This is a genomic window from Microbispora sp. H11081, from assembly GCF_012999535.1.
Lineage (GTDB): Bacteria > Actinomycetota > Actinomycetes > Streptosporangiales > Streptosporangiaceae > Microbispora.
This window is the reverse complement of record NZ_JABBWV010000002.1, coordinates 832,864-854,296: the sequence shown is the minus strand read 5'-3', so window position 1 is coordinate 854,296 and position 21,433 is coordinate 832,864. Positions and strand designations below refer to the sequence as shown.

The window sequence follows — 21,433 nt, the reverse complement described above, 5'->3', positions numbered from 1 at the left end:
CGCTTATCCGCGCTTAGCACCGCCTCCGCTGGAGTTGGGCCGCGTCCCGGGCGAACGCCCCGGGAAGGGAGGAGCCACTCATGCGCAAGCCACTCATGCGTATGCGACCGCCGCGGGCCCTGACACCGGCCCTCGGGCTCGTGTCGGCCCTGGCACTGACACTGGCCGCCTGCGGAGCGGCCCCCGACGGCGAGGGGATCGCCAGCGCCGCCGGCGCCGCGGCCGGCGCGACGGCGACGCCGTCCCCGCGGGGCCCGGCCGACCGCCAGGAGGCCCAGCTCAAGTTCGCCCAGTGCATGCGCGAGCACGGCGTGGACATGCCCGACCCCGGTCCCGACGGCCGCGTCCGCATCATCGGCGAGAAGGGCGGGGAGGCCACGATGAGCAAGGCCATGCGGGCCTGCGAGCACTTCATGAAGGACGCGGTCGCCGACAAGCCCGGCGGCGACGATCCCGAGGCGCGCGACCGGATGGTCAAGTTCGCCCAGTGCATGCGCGAGCACGGCATCGACATGCCCGACCCCGCACCCGGGCAGGGACTCCGGATCAAGATCAAGCCGGGTCAGGAGAAGGCGATGGACGAGGCGCAGAAAGCCTGCGAGGAGTTCGCGCCGGGGCGGAAGCCGTGAGGAAGGGCCTGGTGATCGCGGGCGCGGGGGTCCTCGCGCTGGCCGCGGTAACGGCCGTCGCCGTGGCGGGCGGCGACGGCGCAGGCGCGGCCGAGCCGTCCCCGCCTCCGGTCCCCGCCACCGCGCCGATCACCCGCCAGGACCTGGTCGACACCAAGACCGTCGAGGGGGCGCTGACCTACTCCGGCGAGCGACGGGTGGGCACCGACGCCTCCGGCACCGTGACCTGGGTGCCCGCCGAGGGCGCGGTCGTCCGGCGCGGCCGTCCGCTGCTCAGGGTCGACCGCAGGCCGGTCGTCCTCATGTACGGCAGGCTGCCGATCTACCGGTCTCTGGGGCAGGGCGTCGACGACGGCCCCGACGTCGAGCAGCTAGAACGCAACCTCAAGATCCTCGGCTACGGCGACGACCTGACCATGGACGGCCACTTCAGCTACGCGACCCACCTGGCCGTCATGGAGTGGCAGGACGACGCAGGACTGCCCGAGACCGGGCGGGTGGACGCCTCCCAGGTGGTCTTCCTGCCCTCCGCCGCCCGGGTGACCGACGCCGCCGTCGAGGTCGGCGACAGGATCACTCCCGGGCGCCCGGCCCTCACCGTCTCGGGCCTACGGCGGCTGGTGCACGTGGACCTGTCCACCGACGACCAGACGCTGGCCAGGAAGGGCGCCAAGGTCACCGTGGAACTGCCCGGCGGCGAGCGCGTCACCGGGAAGATCACTTCGGTCGGCACGGTGGCCGAGGCCGTCGCCTCCGGGCAGGGACAGGACGAGGGCAGCACGGTCGGCGTCGACATCACCCTGAGCAAGACCCCCAGGACCCGCCTCGACCAGGCCCCGGTCGAGGTGGAACTGGTCAGCGAGCGGCGTGAGAACGTGCTGGCCGTGCCCGTCGAGGCGCTGCTGGCCCTGCGGGAGGGCGGCTTCGGCGTCGAACTGGTCGAGGGCGCATCCACCCGCGTGGTCCCGGTGGAGCCCGGCGCCTTCGGCGGCGGCATGGTCGAGATCACCGGTGCCGGGCTCGCCGAGGGCATGAGGGTCGGGGTGCCCGCCCAATGAACCGGCCGATCCGGCCCGGCCTGCCGGGCACCGCGCACGCTCCCGGCGCCCTCGGTGACGTGCCGCCTGGGCAGCCCCCAGCGCCGGGCGGGCCGTACGTGGTGGAGCTGCGCGAGGTGACCAAGGTGTACGGCGGCGGCGTGCGGGCGCTGCGCGGAGTGGATCTGGTGATGGAACGCGGCGAGCTGGTCGCGATCACCGGGCCGTCCGGCTCGGGCAAGTCGACCCTGCTGCACCTGATCGGGACCCTGGACCGGCCCACCACGGGCACCGTGCGGATCGCCGGGCACGACGTGGCCGGCCTGGCCGACCCGGAGCTGTCGGCGCTGCGCGCCCGCCACCTGGGGTTCGTCTTCCAGCAGTTCCACCTCGCGCCCGGGCTGAGCGCGCTGGACAACGTGGCCGACGGCCTGCTGTACACCGGGACGCCGCTGCGGGCGCGGCGGGAGCGGGCCGCCGCCGCGCTGGAACGGGTGGGCCTCGGCCATCGGCTGGGCCACCGGCCCAGCGGGCTGTCCGGTGGCGAGCAGCAGCGGGTCGCGGTGGCCCGCGCGGTGGCGGGCGACCCGCCGTTGCTGCTGGCCGACGAGCCGACCGGCAACCTGGACTCGGCGGCGGGCGCCGAGGTGCTGGGGGTCCTGCGCGGCCTGCACGCCGCCGGCACCACCATCGCGGTCATCACCCACGATCCCGAGATCGCCGAGTGGTGCCCCCGGCAGGTGCGCGTACGCGACGGCCGCGTGGTCGGCGACTCCGGGACCGGCGCCGGACGCCGCACTCCCGGACCCATCCCCAAGGCGGCACCCACCCTCAGAAGGGAGCACCTCGATGCCCGGTGAAAGGCTGACCCCCGCCAGGCTCGCGCCGATCGACGTCCTGCGGACCGGCGTGGCCGCGCTACGCACCCGCCCCGCCCGGGTGGTGCTGTCCGCGCTGGGCATCGCCATCGGCATCGCCACCATGATCGCCGTGCTGGGCGTCTCGTCCTCCTCCCGTGAGCAGTTGCTGCGCCAGCTCGACCGGCTCGGCACCAACCTGCTCACCGTCACGCCGGGGCAGACGGTCTTCGGTGAGGAGGCCGCGCTGCCGGCCGAGGCCCTCGGCATGGTCCGGCGCATCGGACCGGTCCGCACCGCCTCGGCCACCGGCTCGGTCGACACCACGATCAGGCGCACCGACCGCATCCCCGAGGCCGTGACCGGCGGAATCGCCGTCCAGGCCGCCACTGCAGACCTGCTCGCCACTTTGGAGGGCCGGGTGGTGAGGGGCGCCTGGCTGAACGCCGCCACCGAGGGGCGGCCCGCCGTCGTGCTCGGCGCCAAGGCGGCGGAGCGGCTCGGCATCACCCGGACCGGCGTACAGGTCTGGATGGGCGAGCGGTGGTTCACCGTCGTCGGCGTCCTCGGCCCGATGCCGCTCGCCCCGGAGATCGAGCGCTCGGCGCTCGTCGGGTTCCCGGCCGCGCAGAAGTACCTGGGCTTCGACGGCCACCCGACGACGATCTACGAGCGGTCCGCGGAGGAGGCGGTGGAGGCCGTGCGGGCCGTGCTGCCGCGCACGGTCAACCCGCAGAACCCGGAGGAGGTCACGGTCAGCAGGCCTTCGGACGCGTTGGAGGCCCGGATGGCGGCCGCGAGCGCGTTCACCGGCCTGCTGCTCGGCCTCGGCGCCGTCGCGCTGCTGGTCGGCGGGGTCGGCGTGGCCAACACCATGGTGATCTCGGTGCTGGAGCGGCGCGGCGAGATCGGCCTGCGCCGCTCGCTGGGCGCCACTCGCGGGCAGGTGCGCCTGCAGTTCCTCGCGGAGTCGCTGCTGCTGTCGGCGCTCGGCGGGGTCGTGGGCGCGGCGCTCGGCGGCCTGGCCGCCGCCGGCTACTCGCTGTCGCGCGGCTGGCCGCCGGTGGTCCCGGCCTGGGCCTTCGCGGGCGCCGTCGGCGCCACGCTCGTCGTCGGCACGCTCGCCGGCCTCTACCCGGCGATGCGCGCCGCCCGCCTGTCGCCGACGGTCGCGCTGGCCGCCACCTGACCCGTCTACCGCCAGCCGGCCGGGTCGACCCCGCCGGGCACCGGGGCGCCCGGGTCGTACGGCTCGCGCGTGAAGATGAACGTGTTGAGATCCAGGTGGGTCACGCCGGAGGGCGAGCGGACCACCCGCAGGGTCTCCCCGGCGTAGTAGCCGTCGAGCCCGAGCCAGGTGCCGTCCGCCTGGCGCACGAACCGGGAGGCCCGGCCCTGCCCGGTCAGCGGGGTCAGCGACAGCGCCTCCTGCGGCTGACCACGGTGGGATTGGCCGCGGTGGGATTGAGCACGCTGCGGCAGGACCCGCACCGCGTACGGCGTGGGGCCCCAGTACCAGGGCCCGGTCAGCTCCAGCAGGTCGTCGTCGACGGGGGAGGGCGACCACTCGGCCGGCAGCGGCGGCTCGTGCTCGGCCAGGATGTCCAGCAGGGCGGTGTCGAGGTTGCGCATGCCCGAGGTGGTGTTGGCCATCCACAGCACGGCCACGCCGTCGGCGGGGTCGGCCCACACGCTCGCCAGGAAGCCGGGCATCGACCCGCTGTGGCCGGCCAGCCGGCGCGAGCCGCCGGGCCCGACGTGCCGGGCGAGCTGCAGACCCAGCCCGTAGCCGCGCACCCAGAGGTCGCCGTCCTCGACGACGGCCGGCTCGCGCATCTCGGCGAGCGTGGCCGGGCGCAGCACCCCGCCCGTGTCACCGCCGATGAAGGCCGCCCACCGGGCGAGGTCGGTGACGCTGGTCCACAACTGCCCCGCGGGGGCCATGGCGCCGTGGTCGTTCTCGGGCTCGGGCAGCAGCACGTCGGCCCAGGGGTGCACGGCGTAGCCGGTGGCGTGCGGGGCACGCGGCCGCGGGGTGGTGTCGCGCATGCCGAGCGGCTCCAAGACCTCCTCGCGTACGACCTCCTCCCAGGGCGCCGACCGCTTGCGCGCGACGACCTCGCCGAGCAGGGCGAATCCGAGGTTGGAGTAGTGGTAGCGGCGGCCGGGCCGGTGCCGGGCCGACTCGGGGCCGAGCGCGGCGACCAGGTCGCCCACCGGCACCCCGGGGGTGCGCTCCCACCACTGGCCGGGCGACTCCGCGGTCAGCCCGCCGCTGTGGGACAGCAACTGGGCGACCGTGACGTCGCCGAGCGGTGTGCCGGGCACGTGCTTGTCCAGGGGGTCCAGCAGGTCGAGCCTGCCCTCGTCGCGCAGCCGCATGATCACGGTCGCCACGAGGGTCTTGGTGATGGATCCGATGCGGTACTGGGTGTCCCGGGTGGGCGGCTCGCCGTCGACCCGGCCGCGCGCCCCGAACCAGGCGATCTCGCCGCCCCGCACGATCGCCGCGACCAGCGACGGCACCCGCGACTCGGCCTGCTCGACCGCCAGCCTGCGCAGCAGCGCGCGGGCCGTACCCTCCAGCACCATTCCGGCAGTCCCCTCTCCGTGATCGGCACCAGGGTAGCGCCCCGCCGTCGCTGGAGCCCTTGAGACGACGCAGGCCACGCTCGCCCGCGGGGACTTCGCGCGGGGAGCGCGGCCCGCGCGCCGCGGATCGTCACAGGAGGAACGGCAGCGCGCTTTCCGCCACGGCGGGCGCCGTTCCGCGTTCCGATGGGCCCATGTGGCCGAGGCCGCCGACGGTCTTCAGCACGGCGCTGGGAAGGGCGGCGGCCAGCGCGGCGTACTCCTCCCGGTGCGCGGGCTTGCTGCGGCCGCCCACCAGGACCAGCACGGGGACGGTGACGTCCGCGAACTCGGCGACCCTGCCGTGGTGGGCGGCGAGCTGCTCGTGTTCGGCCAGGCAGGCGCCGAGCAGGGGCCGCATCCGCCGCCAGGCCGCCCCGCGGAAGGCGACGCGGAAGACCATGCGTAAATACCAGTGCGGCAGCCTGGCCACGAAGTCCGGCGCGCCGCCCGACCCCCGGACGAAGTGGATGAACGCCCCGTAGTCGTCGCCCGCGGCCAGCCGTTCGCGGAAGGGCGCCATCCAGGCGGTGGGGACGGGTGTGCGGGACACTCCGGGCTCGTAGACCGCGATGCGGTCGAACAGCGGGAACGTGCGCGCGGTCTCCAGGACGACGAGCCCTCCGTAGCTGTGCCCGAAGGCCAGGCGCGCTCCCGTGGCGTCCCGCACCGCCCGCAGGTCCTCCACTTCCTTCGCCAGGCCGTAGCCGGGGCCCTGGGGGCCGCTGTCACCGCGTCCGCGCCGGTCGACGACGTGCACCGTGAAGGAGCCGGCCAGCGCGGAGGCCAGCGGCAGGTAGTCCTCAGAGGTCTTGAGGCTGCCGCCGACCAGGAGGAGGCCGGGGCCCGTGCCCAGCGTCCGGTAGGCGATCGGCGTGCCGTCGGCCGAGACGGCGGTGTGCCGGCGCGGGGGCGTGGTGGTTCCGGCGTTCCGGCTCACTTGCCCGCCTCCCGCTCCAGCCGGTCGAACGTCTCCAGCAGACGCGCGGTGTGCTTCGCGTACTCGGCGTACGGCACGCCGCTCTCCGCGACGACCGCGGCGAGCCGGTCTTCGAACTCCCGCCGGATGGTGGCCACCAGCCGCTTCCCCTCGTCGGTGAGGCTGAGCCGTCGCCGGTTCCCCCCGCCGGGGTCGGGCTGGACGTCCAGGAGGCCGTCGGCGGCGAGGACGGACGTCATGCGGCTCACCGACGGCTCTGTCACGCCGAGACCGTCGGCCAGGGCCCGCTGCGTCGAGGCTCCCAGCTCTCCCACGAGGGTGAGCGCCAGGAAGCGGCTGTAGGAGATGTCGTGCTCCGCCCGCAGGATCCGGTCGGCGGCCCGGTCCAGCCGGGCGGTGAGCACGTGCAGATCGAGGCTGAGGTTCCGCTCCATGCCACTAACTTAACATTCTAAGTTAGCCAAGGCAAGGTACTGCCCCGATCATGGACGGCGAGGGCTCACCGGGATTCGATCCGGCCCAGCGGATGACCGCCGTCCGCCAAGGCCGTACGCGCCGCCGACCAGCCGGAGCCGTCGACGCCGAGCGCGTGGCGAAGATAGGCCGACGTGACCCTCTGGAGCAGTGCGACGCGCTCGGGGTTCTCGTCCGTCGTCTCAGTGACGTCGTAGCCGGAGATCCCGCCGAGCGAGTGTTCGGCTCCGAACAGCGTGAGCAGGCTCTTGCCGCCGGGGCTCAGGTGGTAGGCGTCGGTGAACCAGTCGGGCCCGCGCACCGACAGAAGCGACTGGTCCTTGTCGCCCGCGACGATGAGGGCCGGCGTGGTCATCTCCGTGAATCCGGGGTTCATGAACGGGAAGTGCTCGGCCGCGAACGGCGTCAGGTCCGCGCCGCCCGTGCCGGGCAGGGCGAGCAGCACCCCGGCCGTGACCCGAGGGTCGGACATGTCTTCCCCCGGCGCGCCGTCGGCGTCGAGGACCCGCGCGCCCAGCAGCAGGCTCGCCGTCTGGGCGCCCCAGGAGTGCCCGGCGACGGCGATCCGCCCGTGGTCGAGACGCCCGGCGAGGCCGGGGAGCGCGTCCTCCAGGAGGTCGAGCCGGTCGAGCACCCGCTTCAGGTCCTCTGCCCTCGACCGCCAGATGAGCGGCGTACGGGGGTCGTCGGGGGCGAGGTTCAGCGTCCTGGAGTCGAGGTGGGTGGGCTGGATCACCGCGAAGCCATGGGCGGTCCAGAAGTCGGCCAGGGGAGCGTAGCCGTCGAGCGACCCGCCGAAGCCGTGCGAGAAGACGACGACCGGCAACTCGCTCCCGGCGGCGGGCGCCGACACGCGTACGTGCAGGTCCTGGCCACGGCCGGGCGCCGGCAGCGCGACCGGCCGCACCGAGACGACCGCGGTGGGGGCGCCTATGTGCATGAGGGTGTCGTTCACGGGGTGTGTCCTTCCAGCTGTTCGCGGAGGTGAAGGTGGGCGCGCGGCGGCCGTGCGCGGACGAGGCGTGGCGGCGCGCACTTTGTGGTCCAGGCCCCGGATCTGGCAAGATGAAACGGGACGCTGTCCCGTTTGACGATACGGAACAACGTCCCGTTTAGCAAGCCGGCTGCGGAGGGAACGACCCGATGAACGACGACGACCGGGGTGCGGGGCCCGAGGCCCGGCCCAGGCGGGCGGACGCCAGGCGCAACGAGAAGGCCCTGCTCGACGCGGCCGCCGCGGTATTCGTGACCGCGGGCGTGGACGCGCCGGTGCGCGACATCGCGGCCAAGGCCGGCGTCGGTACGGCCACGATCTACCGCCACTTCCCGACGCGGGCGGACCTCATCATCGCCGTCTACCGGCACCAGGTCGAGGCGTGCGCCGACGCCGGGCCCGCCCTGCTCGCGGCGGAGGAGAGCCCGTACGCCGCGCTCGGGCGGTGGATCGACCAGTTCGTCGACTTCCTGGTCACCAAGCACGGCCTCGCCGCCGTGCTGCGCTCCGACAGCGCGGGCTTCGAGACGCTGCACGCCTACTTCCTCGACCGGCTCGTGCCCGTCTGCGCCGAACTGCTCGGCGCCGCGGCCGCCGCCGGCGAGATCCGCTCCGACGTCGAGGCCGTCGAGCTGATGCGCGGCGTCGGGAATCTCTGCATCGGCGCCGACACCGATCCCGGCTACGACGCGCGGCGGCTGACCGGGCTCCTCGTCGCGGGACTGCGCGTCCCCCGCTGACCGCCGGGTGGGAGACAATGCGACCCATGACCAATCCCCCCGGAGGCGCGGCGGACAGGCCACCCGGCGTGCAGCTGGACGCCGTACTGGAGCGGATCACCTACGCCAACGAGGAGACCGGCTACACGATCGCCAGGGTCGCCACGGAACGGTCGGGCACCGACCTGCTGACCGTCGTCGGGCCGCTGCTCGGGGCGCAGGTGGGGGAGTCGCTGCGCCTCACCGGCCGCTGGGGCTCCCACCCCAAGTACGGCAGGCAGTTCGAGGTCTGGTCGTACACCACCGTCCTGCCTGCGACGATCCAGGGCATCCAGCGCTATCTCGGCTCCGGCCTGATCAAGGGCATCGGCCCGAAGATGGCCGAGCGGATCGTGGACCACTTCGGCACCGACACGCTGCGGGTGATCGAGGAGGAGCCGAAGCGGCTGGTCGAGGTCCCCGGTCTCGGGCCCAAGCGCACCAAGATGATCGCCGCCGCCTGGGAGGAGCAGAAGATCATCAAAGAGGTGATGATCTTCCTGCAGGGCGTCGGGGTGTCCACCTCCATCGCCGTGCGCATCTTCAAGCAGTACGGCGAGGACTCCATCGACGTGGTCCGCAAGGAGCCCTACCGGCTCGCCGACGACGTGTGGGGCATCGGCTTCAAGACGGCCGACACCATCGCGCAGGCCGTGGGCATCCCGCACGACAGCCCGGAACGGGTCAAGGCGGGGCTGCGCTACACCCTTTCGCAGGGCGCCGACGACGGGCACTGCTACCTGCCCGCGCCCAACCTGGTCGCCGACGCCGTGAAGATCCTGGAGGTGCCGTCCGACCTGGCCGCCGCCTGCCTGGAGGAGCTGGTCGCCGAGGAGGGCGTGGTCCGCGAGGAGATCCCGGCCAGGCGCGGCCACGACCAGAACGCGGACGACGGCGAGAGCACCGTCCCCGCGGTCTACCTCGTCCCCTTCCACCGCGCCGAGCTGTCGCTGGCCGGCACGCTGCGCACCCTGCTGACCACCGGGCACGACCGGCTCGGCGCGTTCGCGGACGTCGACTGGCCGGCCGCCTTCGAGTGGCTGCGCGGCCGGACCGGCGCCGACCTCGCGCCCGAGCAGGCCCAGGCCGTACGGCTCGCGCTGACCGAGAAGGTCGCGGTGCTCACCGGCGGCCCCGGCTGCGGCAAGAGCTTCACCGTGCGCTCGGTGGTGACGCTCGCCCGCGCCAAGCGGGCCAAGGTCATCCTGGCCGCCCCGACCGGCCGGGCGGCCAAGCGGCTGTCGGAGCTGACCGGGCACGAGGCCACCACCGTGCACCGGCTGCTCCAGCTGCGCCCCGGCGGGGACGCCACCTTCGACCGCGACAACCCGCTCGACGCCGACCTGGTCGTGGTGGACGAGGCGTCCATGCTCGACCTGCTGCTGGCCAACAAGCTCGCCAAGGCCGTCGCCCCCGGGGCGCACCTGCTGTTCGTCGGCGACGTGGACCAGCTTCCCTCCGTCGGCGCCGGCGAGGTGCTGCGCGACCTGCTCGCCGCCCCTGACGTCCCCCGCGTGCGCCTGACGCAGATCTTCCGCCAGGCGCAGGAGTCCGGCGTGGTCGTCAACGCCCACCGCGTCAACACCGGGCAGCACCCCCTGGTGCGGGAGTTCCCCGACTTCTTCCTGTTCCCCTGCGAGGAACCCGAGGAGATCGCCGCCCTGACGGTGGACGTGGTCGCCCGGCGCATCCCGAGGAAGTTCGCGCTGAACCCGCGCAGGGACGTCCAGGTGCTCGCGCCGATGCACCGCGGCGCGGCCGGCGCGGGAGCGCTCAACATCGCCCTGCAGGAGGCGCTGACCCCCGCCCGTGAGGGCATGCCGGAGCGCCGGTACGGCGGGCGGGTCTTCCGCGTCGGCGACAAGGTCACCCAGCTGCGCAACAACTACGACAAGGGCGCGGCCGGGGTGTTCAACGGCACGGTGGGCGTGGTCACCGCCATCACCCCCGAGGAGAGCAAGCTGACCGTGCTCACCGACGAGGACGAGAACGTCGACTACTCCTTCGACGAGCTCGACGAGCTTGCCCACGCCTACGCGGTCAGCATCCACCGCTCCCAGGGCAGCGAGTACCCGGCGGTGGTCATCCCGCTGGCCACCAGCGCCTGGATGATGCTGCAGCGCAACCTGCTCTACACCGCGATCACCCGGGCCAAGAAGCTCGTGGTCGTGGTGGGGTCGCGGCGGGCGCTCGGCCAGGCCGTGCGCACGCGGGGGGCGGGCCGCCGCCACACGGGGCTCACCCACCGCCTCCGCGTGCTCTGATCGGCGCGCCCGCCCCCCTTGGTGCTCAGGCCTTGGGTCAGGCCTTCGAGGTGTAGGTCACCAGGGACGGCTGGTTGAGCGCCGTGGTGGCGTTGTAGCAGACCACGTTGCGCACGTAGGTCACCGAGCCCGCGGTGGTCCACAGCGTCTGCAGGTTACAGAAGGCCGGCCCCGGCCCGTACGCCGTGACCTGCACGTTGTTGGGCAGGATCCCGACCTTGGGGAAGGTCACCAGGCGCATGCCGGTCCCGGACGACTGCACCGTGTTGACCGCGCCGGGGTAGTTGAAGTTGACGCCGGTGGGCACCGGCGCGTACGGCCCGGGGTTGGCCGGGGTGTTGTCGAAGGTGTAGGCGAAGTACTTCGGCGGCGCGAACGCCCCGGTGATGGACCGCTCACGCTGGTAGGTGATGGTCCAGCCGGTGTCGAGCGGGACGTTGGTCGCGTTGTGGCAGAGCACCTGGAACTTCTGCCCGCTCGCCGCCCAGCTCCACGCGCCCACCTTGCACCGCGCCGGCTGACCCGAGTCGACCGCGGTGACCTGTACGTTCCCGGCCTGCACGGCCGAGCCGAGACCGGGCATCCAGACGGTCCAGACCCCGGTGGAGGTGGGGGTCACGGTGTTCACGGCGAGCGCCGAGTTGTAGTGGGAGGCGATGGTCGAACCGTTCCAGAAGACGTAGCCGTACGCCTGGGACGCCGAGGCCAGCGCTCCGCTGCTGCTGGCGAAGACGATGGAGAACAGCGCCTTCGCCGGGCCGCCGCCGTACCGGTAGCACCGGACGGCCACGATCTCGTCGGCGCCGGACTGGCCCCACTTCTCGATCTGGCACCATTCGGCCGTCTGCGAGATCGCGGTCACGTGCGCGATCCCGCCCGACGGGATCCCGATGCCGGGGAACCGGACGAAGTACTCGCCGGGGACCCCCGGGGTGACGGTCACCGACCCGGCCCCCCAGCTGCCCGCCTGGTAGGTCGGGTTCGGGATGCCGGAGCTGGTGTCGACGTAGGCAAATCCCCATACGTCCGGTGTGGCCGCCTGAGCGGCGCTCGCCGCCGCGGTCGTCCCTCCGGCGACCATCGCCACCAAAAGCAGTAGTCGGGTGAACACGGTGCGTAACAGGCGCATGCCGTCCTCCATCGCGGTGGTGCCCAGTGGGCGTGCAGGTGTCGACGCCGGTGATCCGGCGCGTGGAGCCGGTACCTCAGTGGGGCGTGGAGCGGAGCTCGGAAGGCGCCGGGTCGTGATCGCCTTCCCGCCTGTTGATAACCCGAGCGGCGACCGTTGGAAAGGTCCAAAGCCGCATAAGCCGCACAATGCACGTTAAGGCCTGAAACATTCATGTTTCGACGGGGGTCGAAGGATCCGGGTCCTAGCCTGCCGGGATACGACGAGCCCGGAAGGAGGAGGGGGCCCGCCTCCGCGCGCCCCCGGCCACCGATGACGACAGATCCACCCGCCGCTGGAGAACGGCGGCTCACCCGGCACGCGGACGTGCGCGCCGTGCTCGCCGACCCCCGTTTCCACGTCCCGGCCGCCCCCGCCGCAGCGCTTGGAACGGGCTCCGGGCCGGGCATGGCCTGGCTGCGGGGAGCGGTCAGCAGGTTCGCCAACGGCCCCGAGCACGCCCGCCGCCGGTCGCGCGCGCAGGGACTGCTCGACGCTCTCGACCCCGTACGGCTGCGCGGCGAGGCCCGCGAACGGACACGGGCCGAACTGGCGGGCGGTGCGCCCGTCGACGTGATGGCCAGGATCGCCCGCCGCGTCCCGGTCGGCGTCCTCGCCACCCGGCTCGGCGTGCCGGGGGACCGGCGGGAGGAGGTGGTCGCCGCCGTCACGGCCATCGCCGCCGCCTACCACCTCCCGTCCGCCGGCGCGCCGCCCGGCAGGGAGGCGGCCGACGCGGCGGTGGGCGTGCTGGCCGACGCGCTCGGCGGAGGGGACGCGCCCGAGCCGGGCTTGCTGGCCGCCGTGGCCGGGGTGCTGGTCCAGGCGTGCGACGCCACCGCCGGCCTGGTGGGCAACGCCCTCGCCGTCGTCGCGCGCCTGCCGGCCACGCCCGCACCGGGGTGGCGGGCCGAGGCGCTGCTGGCCGAGATCCTCCGGTGGGACCCGCCCGTACGGCTCACGCGCCGGGTGGCCGCCGAGGACGCCACGGCCGGGGGACTCCCCGTGCCGGCGGGGGCCGTCCTCGTGCTTGACCTGGCGGCGGCCAACCGGGACCCGGAGGTCTTCCCCGACCCGCACCGTTTCGACCCGTACGGGCGGGGGCGGGGTGGCCGGCACCTGGGCTTCGGCGACGGGATCAGGCCCTGCCCGGGGGAGGACGCCGCGCTCGCCCTGGCGGCGGGCGTCGTGGAGGCCGCGGCCGGTCACCGGCTCGCCGACCCCCGGATCTCGTCCGAGCAGATCCTGTACGAGCAGATCCCGTACGAGCCGTCGCGGAACCTGCGCGTGCCGGCCAGTCTCTGGCTCGCCCATCCCGAAGGACACGGCCCAGAAAGGCACGGCCCAGAAAGGCACGGCCCAGAAAGGCACGGCCCCGAAGGACACGACACAGCAAGACACGATCGCGAGACGGCGGAGGGACCCCGATGAGCACGCACGCCGAGACGTTCCGGGCGCTTCATCACGGGGAGCGGCCCTTGGTGCTGCCCAACGCCTGGGATCACGCGTCGGCGGCCGTCCTGGCCGCCGCCGGGTTCGCCGCGGTCGGCACGACCAGCCTCGGCGTCGCGGCGGCGGCGGGCAAGCCCGACGCGACCGGCGCGACCATGACCGAGACGCTGGCGCTGGCCCGGCGGCTGGCCCGCCTGCCGTGCCCGGTGTCGGTGGACATTGAGGGCGGCTTCGCGGACACGCCGGAGGGGGTCGCCGGGGTCGCCGCCGAACTGGCCGCCCTGGGGGTGGCCGGTGTCAACATCGAGGACGGCCGTCCCGACGGCACGCTGGCCGATATCGGCGAGCGGTGCGAGACGATCGCGGCCGTCAAGTCGCGGGCGCCCGGCCTGTTCGTCAACGCCCGCACCGACACCTTCTGGCTGGGCGCCGGGGATCTGCGCGAGACCCTCGCCCGGCAGCGGGCCTTCGCCGGGGCGGGGGCCGACGGCGTCTTCGTGCCCGGGGTCGCCGACGGCGACGACGTGCGGGCGCTGGCCGAGGCGGTCGACCTGCCGCTCAACGTGCTGTTCCTGCCCGGCAGGCACACGGTCGCCGGTCTGGCCGCGCTCGGCGTCCGGCGCGTCAGCACCGGGTCGCTGCTCCTGCGGGCCGCCCTGCACGCCGTGCGGGAAACCGCCCGTGCGGTGGCCGGAGGCGGGGACGTCCCCGCGGGCCTCCCCGCGTACGCGGACGTGGTGGCGCTTCTCGCGGCGGACACTGACCAGCCACTTGATCAGTCTTGACCCGCACCTTACCGTCAACATTGACAGACGAGCGGAGCGGTGACCGAAATGTGACCTTAGCGGCGGAGAAAATGACAACTCAGGAGGCAACCCCGAATAAGGTCTTATGGTGCCCTTCGCGCTGATGGGGGAGTAGTAGCTGTGCTGAGCACTGGAAGTCGTTCGAGGTGGCCGGTCGCCGCGGTCGCCGTGACGCTGGCCGCGGCGCTGTCGGCATGCTCCGGAGGGCCGGAGGCGCCGGGCGGTCCCGCGGGCGGGAACACCGGCGACGCCGCGCCCGCCGTCCCCGCCCCCGCCATCAAGATCAGCCCCGCGACGGGCAGCGCCAAGGTGCGTCCCGACAAGACCGTGGTCGTCACCGCCGCCAACGGCGAGTTGGAGGAGGTCACGGTCCTGGCGGGCGGCGAGCCGGTCGAGGGCGAGTTCGACGCGGCCCGCACCAAGTGGACTTCCAAGCAGCCGCTCAAGCCCTCCAGCAGATACACGGTGTCGGCCAAGGCCAAGGGCGAGGGCGGCCCCGCGACCGCGACCAGCAACTTCACCACGCTCAAGCCCAAGGTGGGGCTGGAGGTCATCGACGTCACCCCCGGCATCAAGGGGGAGACCGTCGGCGTCGGCATGCCGATCATGGTGAGGTTCAACGCGCCGGTGCAGGACAAGGCCGCCGTGGAGCAGGCGCTCGAGGTGGACGCGGAGAAGCCGGTCAAGGGCGCCTGGCGGTGGATCGACGACAAGTACGTCATCTACCGGACGGCCAAGTACTGGCCCGCGCACCAGAAGGTCAAGTTCACCGCGCACCTGACCGGCGTGAAGGCCGGGCCGGACACCTACGGCGTCGAGGACCACAGCACGACCATCAAGATCGGCGCGGCCTGGATCAGCTCGGTCAGCACCAGGACCCACATGATGGTGGTCAGGCGCGACGGCAAGGTCGTGAAGACCATGAAGATCAGCGCGGGCAAGGCGACCACCCGTGAGTACACCACCACCAGCGGCGTCCACCTGACCATGGAACGCGGTAACCCGGTCACGATGATCTCTCCCGGCAAGAAGGAGGGCGAGCCCGGGTACTACAAGGAGATCGTCAACCACGCGGTGCGCATCTCCAACAGCGGGGAGTACGTCCACGGCGCGCCGTGGTCGGTCGGCTCCCAGGGCCGGGCCAACGTGAGCCACGGCTGCATCAACGCCCACCCCAACGACGCCAAGTGGTACTACGACAACTTCCACCGGGGCGACATCGTCAAGATCGTCGGCACCGACCGGGCCCTGGAGTGGAACAACGGCTGGGGCTTCTGGCAGATGCCGTTCAGCAAGTGGCAGCAGGGCAGCGCGCTGGAGACCTGATCCGGGCGGATCGACGAACTCCGGAACATCGCTGGGGCGACTGTAGCCTGGGGGCGTGGAGGAGACCGCGAGCTCACCGGACCCCGGCCTGGTCGAGGCGCTGCGCGCGCTGTCGAACCCGATGCGGCTGCAACTGCTGGTGTGGCTGCGCGACCCCGAGCGCCACTTCCCGCTGGAGGGCGCGATCGCCGACCCCGCCGAGGTGGGCGTGTGCGTGAGTCACATCCAGGCCAGGGCGGGGCTCGCGCAGTCGACGGTGTCGGCGTACATGGCCGAGTTACAGCGGGCGGGCCTGGTGAAGGCCACACGGGTGGGCAAGTGGACCCACTACAAGCGCGACGAGCAGCGCATCGCCCGGCTCGTCGCCACCTTGGGGGAGACCCTCTGATCCAGCCATAAGCCCGCGCGGGGCGCATGGGCCTCTCGGCACCTCATATCGAAAATATGCGATACTTCGATTTGAATTGGTCGCGAGTACGAGGAGATGGCGATGGGCGACCTCGACGGCCTGGATCTGGGCGGATTCGGGATCTACACCTTCGACTTCGAGCACCAGCCGGCCGCGCTGATCCGCGAGTCGGTGCGGGAACTGGAGGAACGCGGCTGGCCGGTGGTCTGGATCCCCGAACTGATGGGACGCGACGCGTTCACGCACGCCGGCTACCTGCTGTCGAGCACGCGCCGGTTGCGCGTCGTCAACGGCATCGCGCAGATCTGGTCACGCCAGGCCCGTTACGCGTACGGCGCCGCGCTACTGCTGGCCGACGCCTATCCCGGGCGGCACGTTCTCGGCCTGGGGTTCGGCGGCGTGCCGCAGCCGGGGGTCACCCCGCTGGCGGCCATGGCCGGATACCTCGACGAGATGGACGGGATCGAGACGCCCAACCCCCGGCCGGAGACCCCGATACGCCGCATCCTGGCCGCGTACGGGCCGAAGATGCTCGAACTGGCCCGCGACCGCGCCGCCGGCGCCCTCACCTACCACGTCACCGTGGCGCACACCGCGCGGGCGCGGGAGATCCTCGGGCCCGGCGCGTTCCTGGGCGTCGAGCACGCGGTGCTGTTCGAGCGCGACCCCGCCAGAGCCCGCGCGGTCGCCAGGGAGCACCTGCACCCCTACCTGACCTCGCCCTACAACATCGCCAAGTTCCGCCGGCTGGGCTACCCGGACGAGGAGATCGCGAACGGCGGCAGCGACCGCCTCGTCGACGACCTGGTGTTCTGGGGCGACCCGGACACCGTCGTTGCCAAGCTGCGCGGCCATGTCGAGGCCGGCGCCGACCACGTGGCGGTCCAGGTGATCGGCATCGAGCCGGGGCGGTCCGCGATGCCGCAGTGGCGGATGCTCGGCGACGCGCTGCTGCCCGCCAGCGGCCTCACCGGCGCGGGCGTCCGGCCCACCGCGTGAGTGGGGCGTCCTACTGGACGCCCCACTTCATCAGGAAGAACGCACCCACGATCTTCACTGCGGCGAGCGCGATGACCGCGCAGAACACGATCAGCGCGGGCCGGTGCTCGAAGTGCTTGCCCTCCTTGAGCGGAGGGCGTTTGGCGACGCGCTCGGCTATGCGCTCCTCGATGGGTTTGCGGTGGAACATGGACGCAGACTACTGCCCCCGTCCCGCGCCCGGCCGGTCGGATGGCGGCCGCTCAGCCGCCGAGCCCGAGCCGTACGGCCCGCGCGAGGGGGGTGGTGTCGCCGGGGGCCAGCGGCTCCGTCAGGAAGAACGGGATCTGCGACATGAAACGCGGCCTCGTCCCGTGGTGGGGCTGGGCGGCGTGGACGAGGTGCGGGTGGCACAGGTAGACGTCGCCGGGCAGCCCCGTCGCGTACGTCACGGGCCGGTGCGCGGTCGCCTCGTCCAGCAGCGGGCCGGAGGCGAAGAACTCCAGGCCCTGCTCGCCGTACGGCTCCAGCAGGCGGACGGTGTCGAGGTGCGATCCGGTCCTGATGCGGGTGGGCGCGTCGTCGGGGCCGACCTCCGACAGCAGGACCAGCACGAGCATCGTGCGGGACCGCAGGGCGACGGTGCCCCAGGCGCCGGCGGGGCCGGGGTCGTTCTGGTCGATGTGCCAGCCGGTGTCGCCCGCGTCGGAGGGGTGGGGGAAGCGGACCGGCGTGTTTCCGATGGTGCCGCGCGGCTCCCAGCCGCCCTTGCCGGCGATCAGGTCGAGCGCCTCGGTCAGGCGTGGGTCGCGCATCGCCTCACCGACCGGGCCCTGGCCCGTCGGGTCGGGGGCCGCCCACACCACCGGCCGCGTCCAGTCCTCGGGCCGGTCGGGGGACAGCCCGATCTGCCGCCACAGCCGCTCCCTGATCCGGTCTCCGGTCTCGCGGGGGAAGGCCTCCTCCACCTTGAGAAATCCGTCGGAGACGAAGCGGTCGAGGTCTGCGTCGGTGAATATGGCCATGCCGCGACGCTAGCGACCTCCCGTGCTCGGTGTCGACGGATTTACGCCGCCGCGCCCGGCCCGCCGCCGGAAAGCTCGCCGAGCCGGCGGGTGCGGGCCAAGGGCTTCGGTCACGAGGGCTTCGGTCAGACGAGGGCTCCACTCAGACAGGTGCTCCGGTCAGACGAGGGCGAGTTGGCGGGCGGGGGAGCGCCGGCGCCGCCAGCGCCGGGCGTCCCTGCCGATGCCGTAGGTCTCGGCGAGGGCCCGCACCTGCTCGGCGATCCGCAGCCGGTAGCCCTCCTCGGCGACCTGGCCTTTGCCGTACAACGCCTGATAACGCGGCACGAGACCGGGGTGCTCGCGCTCCAGCCACCGCATGTACCACTCCCGGGCCCCGGCCGGCAGGCGCAGCACGACGGGCGTCACGCTGACCGCGCCCGCCTCGGCCGCCCGCCGTACGGTGGCCTGCAGGTGGTCGGTGGAGTCGGTGATGAGCGGCAGGATCGGGGCCATCAGCACCCCGCAGGGGATGCCGGCCTCGTTCAGCGTGGCGCACACCTCCAGGCGCCGCTGCGGCGTCGCGGCCCCCGGCTCGACGGCGCGCCGCAGGCGGTCGTCGACGAAGCCGACCGACACCAGGGCGCCGACCTGGGTCACCTTCGCGGCGTCGCGTAACAGGTCCAGGTCGCGCAGGATCAGAGGGCTCTTGGTGAGCACGGTGAACGGGTTGGCCGCGTCGGCGAGGGCCCGGATGACACCGGGCATCAGGTGGTAGATCTCCTCGGCCGGCTGGTAGCAGTCGCCGGTGAGGCCCAGCGCGACCGGCTCGCCGTCCCAGCGGGGGGAGGCCAGCTCGCGCCGCAGTCGCCGGGCCAGGTCGGTCTTGACCACGATCTTCGTGGCGAAGTCGCCGCCGGGGTCCAGGCCCAGGTAGCGGTGGCCGCGACGGGCGGTGCAGTAGCCGCAGCCCGCCTCGCAGCCGCGATAGGGGCTCGCGCCCCACGCGAAGGGCAGCTCGGCGGCCTCGGGCACCCGCTCCAGCGCCGCGCGGGCCGGCACCTCGTAGCAGGTGATGCCGTCGAAGACGCGGGTGACGGCCTGCCGTTCGATGCGCGGCCGGGCGGGCCCCTCACCGACGAGCGGCTCCTGCACCGTCTCACGCACGCGGGGCCGCGCCGGGCTCTGGTCCCCCGCGCGGGAAGTGGCGTCGCGACGCATGAGGTTCAGTAGAACACGCATTCGACCGTCACGCCAAGCGTTCTCGCCCGCGCGTCGCGCGCGGTCACAGGCCGGCGGAGGCGGCGGCGTGACAGGCGCCGTACCCGTCCGCGCGGGCGGCCACGCGGCCCGACCGCACCAGCACGGCCGCCTCTGTCCCGTCGCTCACGGCGCTCACCCCGGCCGCCGCCGCGATCGCCCCCTCCTCGTCGTGCACCACGCGCAGGCGCGGCCAGGCCGACGCAGGCACCGCACGCCGCAGGCAGGACCGCAGCTCGGCGAGGGCCAGCCTGGCCAGCGGCCCCAGCTCGCCGGGGTCCCCGGTGACCAGGACCACGGTGACCTCCCCGGCGGGCGGCACGGCCCGCACCGCCTCCTCCACGGCCTCCAGCCGGTGCAGCCCGAGGACCGCCACCACGCCGTCGCGCGTGAGCGGGGCGGGTCCGCCGCGCAGCGCGTCCACCGCGGGCGGCGGCGACCACGGCCCGTCGCACGGCCGGGCACGAGGGACGAACGGCAGGTGGGGGGCGTCCCACCGGTCGCCGAGATCCAGGCCGGCCAGGGCGGCGCACGCCGTGACGACGTCGAACGGCTCGGCGAACCCGGGCGCCGCGTCGGCCATTTGGCTCGCGCCGTACAGGGTGGTCAGGGCGACCTCGGCGACCCGCACCATACGCCCGGAACCGCCGAGGCCCTCGAGCGCGAGCCCGAGCAGGATCGCGTTGAGCTTCATCAACTGCGCGAACGGCTGGCGGACCCGCTGGTCGGCGAGCACCTCGGGCAGCAGGTCCATGCCGAGCCTGGCCGGGCCGTCGGTGGCCAGCGGAAGCCGGGAGACCCAGGCGCGGGCGAACGCGGCGAGCGCCTCCCCCGTCGTGCCCACTCCGGACGCCGCGTCGCCCAGGTGGTCCGGGCCGTCCGGGTCGTCCAGGCCCGCCTCCCGCTCGGCGAGGTCGGCCAGCACCGAGAAGTACAGGGCCCGCTTGCCGGGGAAGTTGGAGTAGACGGCGCCGCGGGTGAGTCCCGCCCGGTCGGCGATCGCGTCGACCTTGGCGTCGCGGAACCCGCGCTCGGCGAACTCCTCCCGGGCGGCGGCCAGCACCCTGGCCCGGTTGCGCGCCTGCAGCTCGGCCCTCGTGAGGCGTTCCATCGATCTCCTCGTCCGCGTACGCCGCTTGCCGTACGGCGAGGTCCAAGATACCGTCGCCATCCAGATGACATGAACATCTGGCATTAACATTTGGAGCCGCTGTGACTTCCCTGCCCGAGGTGGACCTCACCGACCCCGAGGTCCTGCGCGACCCCTTCACCGTGTACGGACGAGCGCGGGAGGCCGCGCCGCTCGCGCGGCTGCTGATCCCGGGACTCGGCCCCATATGGGCCCTCACCAGGCACGACGGCGCGCGTGCGATGCTCGGCGACGCCCGCTTCCCCATGACCGCCGACAGCTTCATGCGCCCGCAGGTCCCCGACGACTGCCTGCCGTACATGCGGACCATGAGCGAGATGCAGGGCCCCGAGCACGCGCGCCTGCGCAAACTGGCCGCCCCCGCCTTCACCCCCCGGCGCGCGGCCGAGTTCCGCCCCCGGATCGAGGCCGCCGTCGACGCCCTGCTCGACGACCTGCCGACGCACGCGGAAGGCGGACAGGTCGACCTGCTGCGCCACTTCGCCCGGCCGCTGCCGATGGACGTCATCTGCGCGCTCGTCGGCATCCCCGAGCGGGACCGCCCGCAGTGGCGCGAATGGGGCGCCATCATCGCCGCCGGCGCGGGCGCGGACTTCGAGCGGGCCATCCCGGGCATCATCGCGGGCGCCAAGGCCGCCGTCGCCGCCGCCCGCGCGGAGCCCGGCGCGGCCGGCGGCGTGCTGGCCGACCTCGTCCGCGCCCACGGCGACGACGGCGACGGGGCCGAGGACAGCGACCGGCTGAGCGACACCGAGATCGTGACCATGGTCTGGCACCTGGTCCTCGCCGGGCAGACGCCGACCAACCTGATCGCCAACGCCGTCGCCGCCCTGCTGGCCCACCCCGGCCAACTGACCGCCGTACGCGCCGATCCCGCGCTGATGCCCGCCGCCGTCGAGGAGCTCATCCGCTGGTGCGGCCCCGCGCTGCTGGCGATCCCGCGCCATGCCCGTGAGGACGTCGAACTGTACGGCACGACCGTGCCGGAGGGCGCGAAGGTCACCGCCCTGGTCGCCGCGGCCAACCGCGACCCCCGGGTGTTCTCCGACCCCGAGCGGCTGGACGTGACCCGGGCGCCCGGCGCCGGCCACCTGGGGTTCTCCCACGGGCCGCACTTCTGCCTGGGCGCGTCCCTCGCCCGCGTGCAGACCCAGGCCGCGATCAGCGCGCTGCTGCGCCGCTTCCCCGGCCTGGCCATGGCCGCACCGGCCGACGACCTGCGCGCCCCCGACCCCGGCATGTGGCGGCTGACCGCGCTGCCGGTGACCCTGTCGCCGGTGACGCCGTAGCCACGGC

The 21,433-nt window shown here is 73.6% G+C and carries 21 protein-coding genes; 12 read left to right on the top strand and 9 right to left on the bottom strand.

The window, feature by feature from the left end; translation table 11 throughout:
• The first annotated feature begins 80 nt into the window (after positions 1-80).
• From HHX31_RS09010 to HHX31_RS08995, 4 genes are read left to right on the top strand one after another with little or no spacing between them, the layout of a single operon-like run.
• Entirely contained in the window at positions 81-629 is a 549-nt protein-coding gene (locus tag HHX31_RS09010) for a hypothetical protein (protein ID WP_169946922.1), read from the top strand.
• On the top strand, positions 626-1,687 hold the full coding sequence (locus tag HHX31_RS09005; RefSeq protein WP_311931693.1) for a peptidoglycan-binding protein: 1,062 nt from the start codon (positions 626-628) through the stop codon (positions 1,685-1,687). Before HHX31_RS09010 ends, HHX31_RS09005 begins: the two co-directional genes overlap by 4 nt.
• Positions 1,684-2,526, top strand: a complete 843-nt coding sequence (locus tag HHX31_RS09000; protein ID WP_169946920.1) for an ABC transporter ATP-binding protein — start codon at positions 1,684-1,686, stop codon at positions 2,524-2,526. The genes HHX31_RS09005 and HHX31_RS09000 overlap by 4 nt, the downstream gene beginning before the upstream one ends.
• The gene (locus tag HHX31_RS08995; protein ID WP_169946918.1) at positions 2,516-3,712 is read left to right on the top strand and encodes an ABC transporter permease; all 1,197 of its coding nucleotides are present in this window, start codon (positions 2,516-2,518) and stop codon (positions 3,710-3,712) included. Before HHX31_RS09000 ends, HHX31_RS08995 begins: the two co-directional genes overlap by 11 nt.
• 5 nt (positions 3,713-3,717) lie before the next feature.
• Here HHX31_RS08995 and HHX31_RS08990 read toward each other — a convergent pair whose 3' ends face one another.
• The 4 genes from HHX31_RS08990 to HHX31_RS08975 all read right to left on the bottom strand — a co-directional run bounded on the left by HHX31_RS08990 (position 3,718) and on the right by HHX31_RS08975 (position 7,508).
• Positions 3,718-5,115: a serine hydrolase gene (locus HHX31_RS08990; protein ID WP_169946916.1), complete on the bottom strand. Its 1,398-nt coding sequence runs from the start codon at positions 5,113-5,115 to the stop codon at positions 3,718-3,720.
• Positions 5,116-5,245: 130 nt separating this feature from the next.
• Positions 5,246-6,094, bottom strand: a complete 849-nt coding sequence (locus tag HHX31_RS08985) for an alpha/beta fold hydrolase (protein ID WP_169946914.1) — start codon at positions 6,092-6,094, stop codon at positions 5,246-5,248.
• Positions 6,091-6,528, bottom strand: a complete 438-nt coding sequence (locus HHX31_RS08980; RefSeq protein ID WP_169946912.1) for a MarR family winged helix-turn-helix transcriptional regulator — start codon at positions 6,526-6,528, stop codon at positions 6,091-6,093. Before HHX31_RS08980 ends, HHX31_RS08985 begins: the two co-directional genes overlap by 4 nt.
• A gap of 65 nt (positions 6,529-6,593) precedes the next feature.
• Positions 6,594-7,508 (bottom strand): chlorophyllase, encoded by a 915-nt coding sequence (locus tag HHX31_RS08975; protein ID WP_169947311.1) that lies wholly within the window; start codon positions 7,506-7,508, stop codon positions 6,594-6,596.
• Between the two features lie 203 nt (positions 7,509-7,711).
• On the opposite strand from HHX31_RS08975, the gene HHX31_RS08970 reads away from it, so the two are divergent.
• Both HHX31_RS08970 and HHX31_RS08965 read left to right on the top strand, forming a co-directional pair.
• Entirely contained in the window at positions 7,712-8,302 is a 591-nt protein-coding gene (locus HHX31_RS08970) for a TetR/AcrR family transcriptional regulator (RefSeq protein ID WP_169946910.1), read from the top strand.
• A 26-nt stretch (positions 8,303-8,328) separates the two neighbouring features.
• Positions 8,329-10,584 carry an ATP-dependent RecD-like DNA helicase gene (locus HHX31_RS08965; RefSeq protein ID WP_169946908.1) on the top strand — a complete coding sequence of 752 codons (2,256 nt, stop codon included), beginning with the start codon at positions 8,329-8,331 and terminating at the stop codon, positions 10,582-10,584.
• Positions 10,585-10,621: 37 nt separating this feature from the next.
• On the opposite strand, the gene HHX31_RS08960 is transcribed toward HHX31_RS08965, so the two are convergent.
• A complete protein-coding gene (locus HHX31_RS08960; RefSeq protein ID WP_169946906.1) occupies positions 10,622-11,713 on the bottom strand; it encodes a hypothetical protein in 1,092 nt (363 codons plus the stop codon).
• A 312-nt stretch (positions 11,714-12,025) separates the two neighbouring features.
• On the opposite strand from HHX31_RS08960, the gene HHX31_RS08955 reads away from it, so the two are divergent.
• The 5 genes from HHX31_RS08955 to HHX31_RS08935 all read left to right on the top strand — a co-directional run bounded on the left by HHX31_RS08955 (position 12,026) and on the right by HHX31_RS08935 (position 16,744).
• Complete coding sequence (locus HHX31_RS08955) at positions 12,026-13,183, top strand: cytochrome P450 (protein ID WP_169946904.1); 1,158 nt, start codon at positions 12,026-12,028, stop codon at positions 13,181-13,183.
• Positions 13,180-13,989 carry an isocitrate lyase/phosphoenolpyruvate mutase family protein gene (locus HHX31_RS08950; protein ID WP_169946902.1) on the top strand — a complete coding sequence of 270 codons (810 nt, stop codon included), beginning with the start codon at positions 13,180-13,182 and terminating at the stop codon, positions 13,987-13,989. The genes HHX31_RS08955 and HHX31_RS08950 overlap by 4 nt, the downstream gene beginning before the upstream one ends.
• Before the next feature lie 141 nt (positions 13,990-14,130).
• Positions 14,131-15,336 carry an Ig-like domain-containing protein gene (locus HHX31_RS08945; RefSeq protein WP_311931690.1) on the top strand — a complete coding sequence of 402 codons (1,206 nt, stop codon included), beginning with the start codon at positions 14,131-14,133 and terminating at the stop codon, positions 15,334-15,336.
• 55 nt (positions 15,337-15,391) lie between these two features.
• On the top strand, positions 15,392-15,724 hold the full coding sequence (locus tag HHX31_RS08940; protein WP_169946900.1) for a helix-turn-helix domain-containing protein: 333 nt from the start codon (positions 15,392-15,394) through the stop codon (positions 15,722-15,724).
• A 102-nt stretch (positions 15,725-15,826) separates the two neighbouring features.
• Positions 15,827-16,744 carry a TIGR03620 family F420-dependent LLM class oxidoreductase gene (locus HHX31_RS08935; RefSeq protein ID WP_169946898.1) on the top strand — a complete coding sequence of 306 codons (918 nt, stop codon included), beginning with the start codon at positions 15,827-15,829 and terminating at the stop codon, positions 16,742-16,744.
• Positions 16,745-16,754: 10 nt separating this feature from the next.
• On the opposite strand, the gene HHX31_RS08930 is transcribed toward HHX31_RS08935, so the two are convergent.
• From HHX31_RS08930 to HHX31_RS08915, 4 genes are all read right to left on the bottom strand, one after another.
• Complete coding sequence (locus HHX31_RS08930) at positions 16,755-16,934, bottom strand: hypothetical protein (protein ID WP_169946896.1); 180 nt, start codon at positions 16,932-16,934, stop codon at positions 16,755-16,757.
• 52 nt (positions 16,935-16,986) lie between these two features.
• Entirely contained in the window at positions 16,987-17,748 is a 762-nt protein-coding gene (locus HHX31_RS08925) for a phytanoyl-CoA dioxygenase family protein (protein WP_169946894.1), read from the bottom strand.
• A 159-nt stretch (positions 17,749-17,907) separates the two neighbouring features.
• The gene (locus HHX31_RS08920) at positions 17,908-18,948 is read right to left on the bottom strand and encodes a radical SAM protein (RefSeq protein WP_249345721.1); all 1,041 of its coding nucleotides are present in this window, start codon (positions 18,946-18,948) and stop codon (positions 17,908-17,910) included.
• Between the two features lie 64 nt (positions 18,949-19,012).
• Entirely contained in the window at positions 19,013-20,098 is a 1,086-nt protein-coding gene (locus HHX31_RS08915; RefSeq protein ID WP_169947307.1) for a TetR/AcrR family transcriptional regulator, read from the bottom strand.
• Positions 20,099-20,199: 101 nt separating this feature from the next.
• Between HHX31_RS08915 and HHX31_RS08910 the strand changes: the two genes are divergently transcribed.
• Complete coding sequence (locus HHX31_RS08910; RefSeq protein WP_169946890.1) at positions 20,200-21,426, top strand: cytochrome P450; 1,227 nt, start codon at positions 20,200-20,202, stop codon at positions 21,424-21,426.
• Positions 21,427-21,433: the final 7 nt, after the last annotated feature.

Excerpts from the sequence above, each read along its gene's own strand:
- HHX31_RS08950 (WP_169946902.1), top strand. The coding sequence starts at position 13,180 with ATGAGCACGCACGCCGAGACGTTCCGGGCGCTTCATCACGGGGAGCGG.
- HHX31_RS08975 (WP_169947311.1), bottom strand. The coding sequence starts at position 7,508 with ATGCACATAGGCGCCCCCACCGCGGTCGTCTCGGTGCGGCCGGTCGCG.
- HHX31_RS08995 (WP_169946918.1), top strand. The coding sequence starts at position 2,516 with ATGCCCGGTGAAAGGCTGACCCCCGCCAGGCTCGCGCCGATCGACGTC.
- HHX31_RS08990 (WP_169946916.1), bottom strand. The coding sequence starts at position 5,115 with ATGGTGCTGGAGGGTACGGCCCGCGCGCTGCTGCGCAGGCTGGCGGTC.
- HHX31_RS08915 (WP_169947307.1), bottom strand. The coding sequence starts at position 20,098 with ATGGAACGCCTCACGAGGGCCGAGCTGCAGGCGCGCAACCGGGCCAGG.
- HHX31_RS08955 (WP_169946904.1), top strand. The coding sequence starts at position 12,026 with ATGACGACAGATCCACCCGCCGCTGGAGAACGGCGGCTCACCCGGCAC.
- HHX31_RS08920 (WP_249345721.1), bottom strand. The coding sequence starts at position 18,948 with ATGCGTCGCGACGCCACTTCCCGCGCGGGGGACCAGAGCCCGGCGCGG.
- HHX31_RS09010 (WP_169946922.1), top strand. The coding sequence starts at position 81 with ATGCGCAAGCCACTCATGCGTATGCGACCGCCGCGGGCCCTGACACCG.
- HHX31_RS09000 (WP_169946920.1), top strand. The coding sequence starts at position 1,684 with ATGAACCGGCCGATCCGGCCCGGCCTGCCGGGCACCGCGCACGCTCCC.
- HHX31_RS08970 (WP_169946910.1), top strand. The coding sequence starts at position 7,712 with ATGAACGACGACGACCGGGGTGCGGGGCCCGAGGCCCGGCCCAGGCGG.
- HHX31_RS08925 (WP_169946894.1), bottom strand. The coding sequence starts at position 17,748 with ATGGCCATATTCACCGACGCAGACCTCGACCGCTTCGTCTCCGACGGA.
- HHX31_RS08935 (WP_169946898.1), top strand. The coding sequence starts at position 15,827 with ATGGGCGACCTCGACGGCCTGGATCTGGGCGGATTCGGGATCTACACC.
- HHX31_RS08960 (WP_169946906.1), bottom strand. The coding sequence starts at position 11,713 with ATGCGCCTGTTACGCACCGTGTTCACCCGACTACTGCTTTTGGTGGCG.
- HHX31_RS08965 (WP_169946908.1), top strand. The coding sequence starts at position 8,329 with ATGACCAATCCCCCCGGAGGCGCGGCGGACAGGCCACCCGGCGTGCAG.
- HHX31_RS08930 (WP_169946896.1), bottom strand. The coding sequence starts at position 16,934 with ATGTTCCACCGCAAACCCATCGAGGAGCGCATAGCCGAGCGCGTCGCC.
- HHX31_RS08980 (WP_169946912.1), bottom strand. The coding sequence starts at position 6,528 with ATGGAGCGGAACCTCAGCCTCGATCTGCACGTGCTCACCGCCCGGCTG.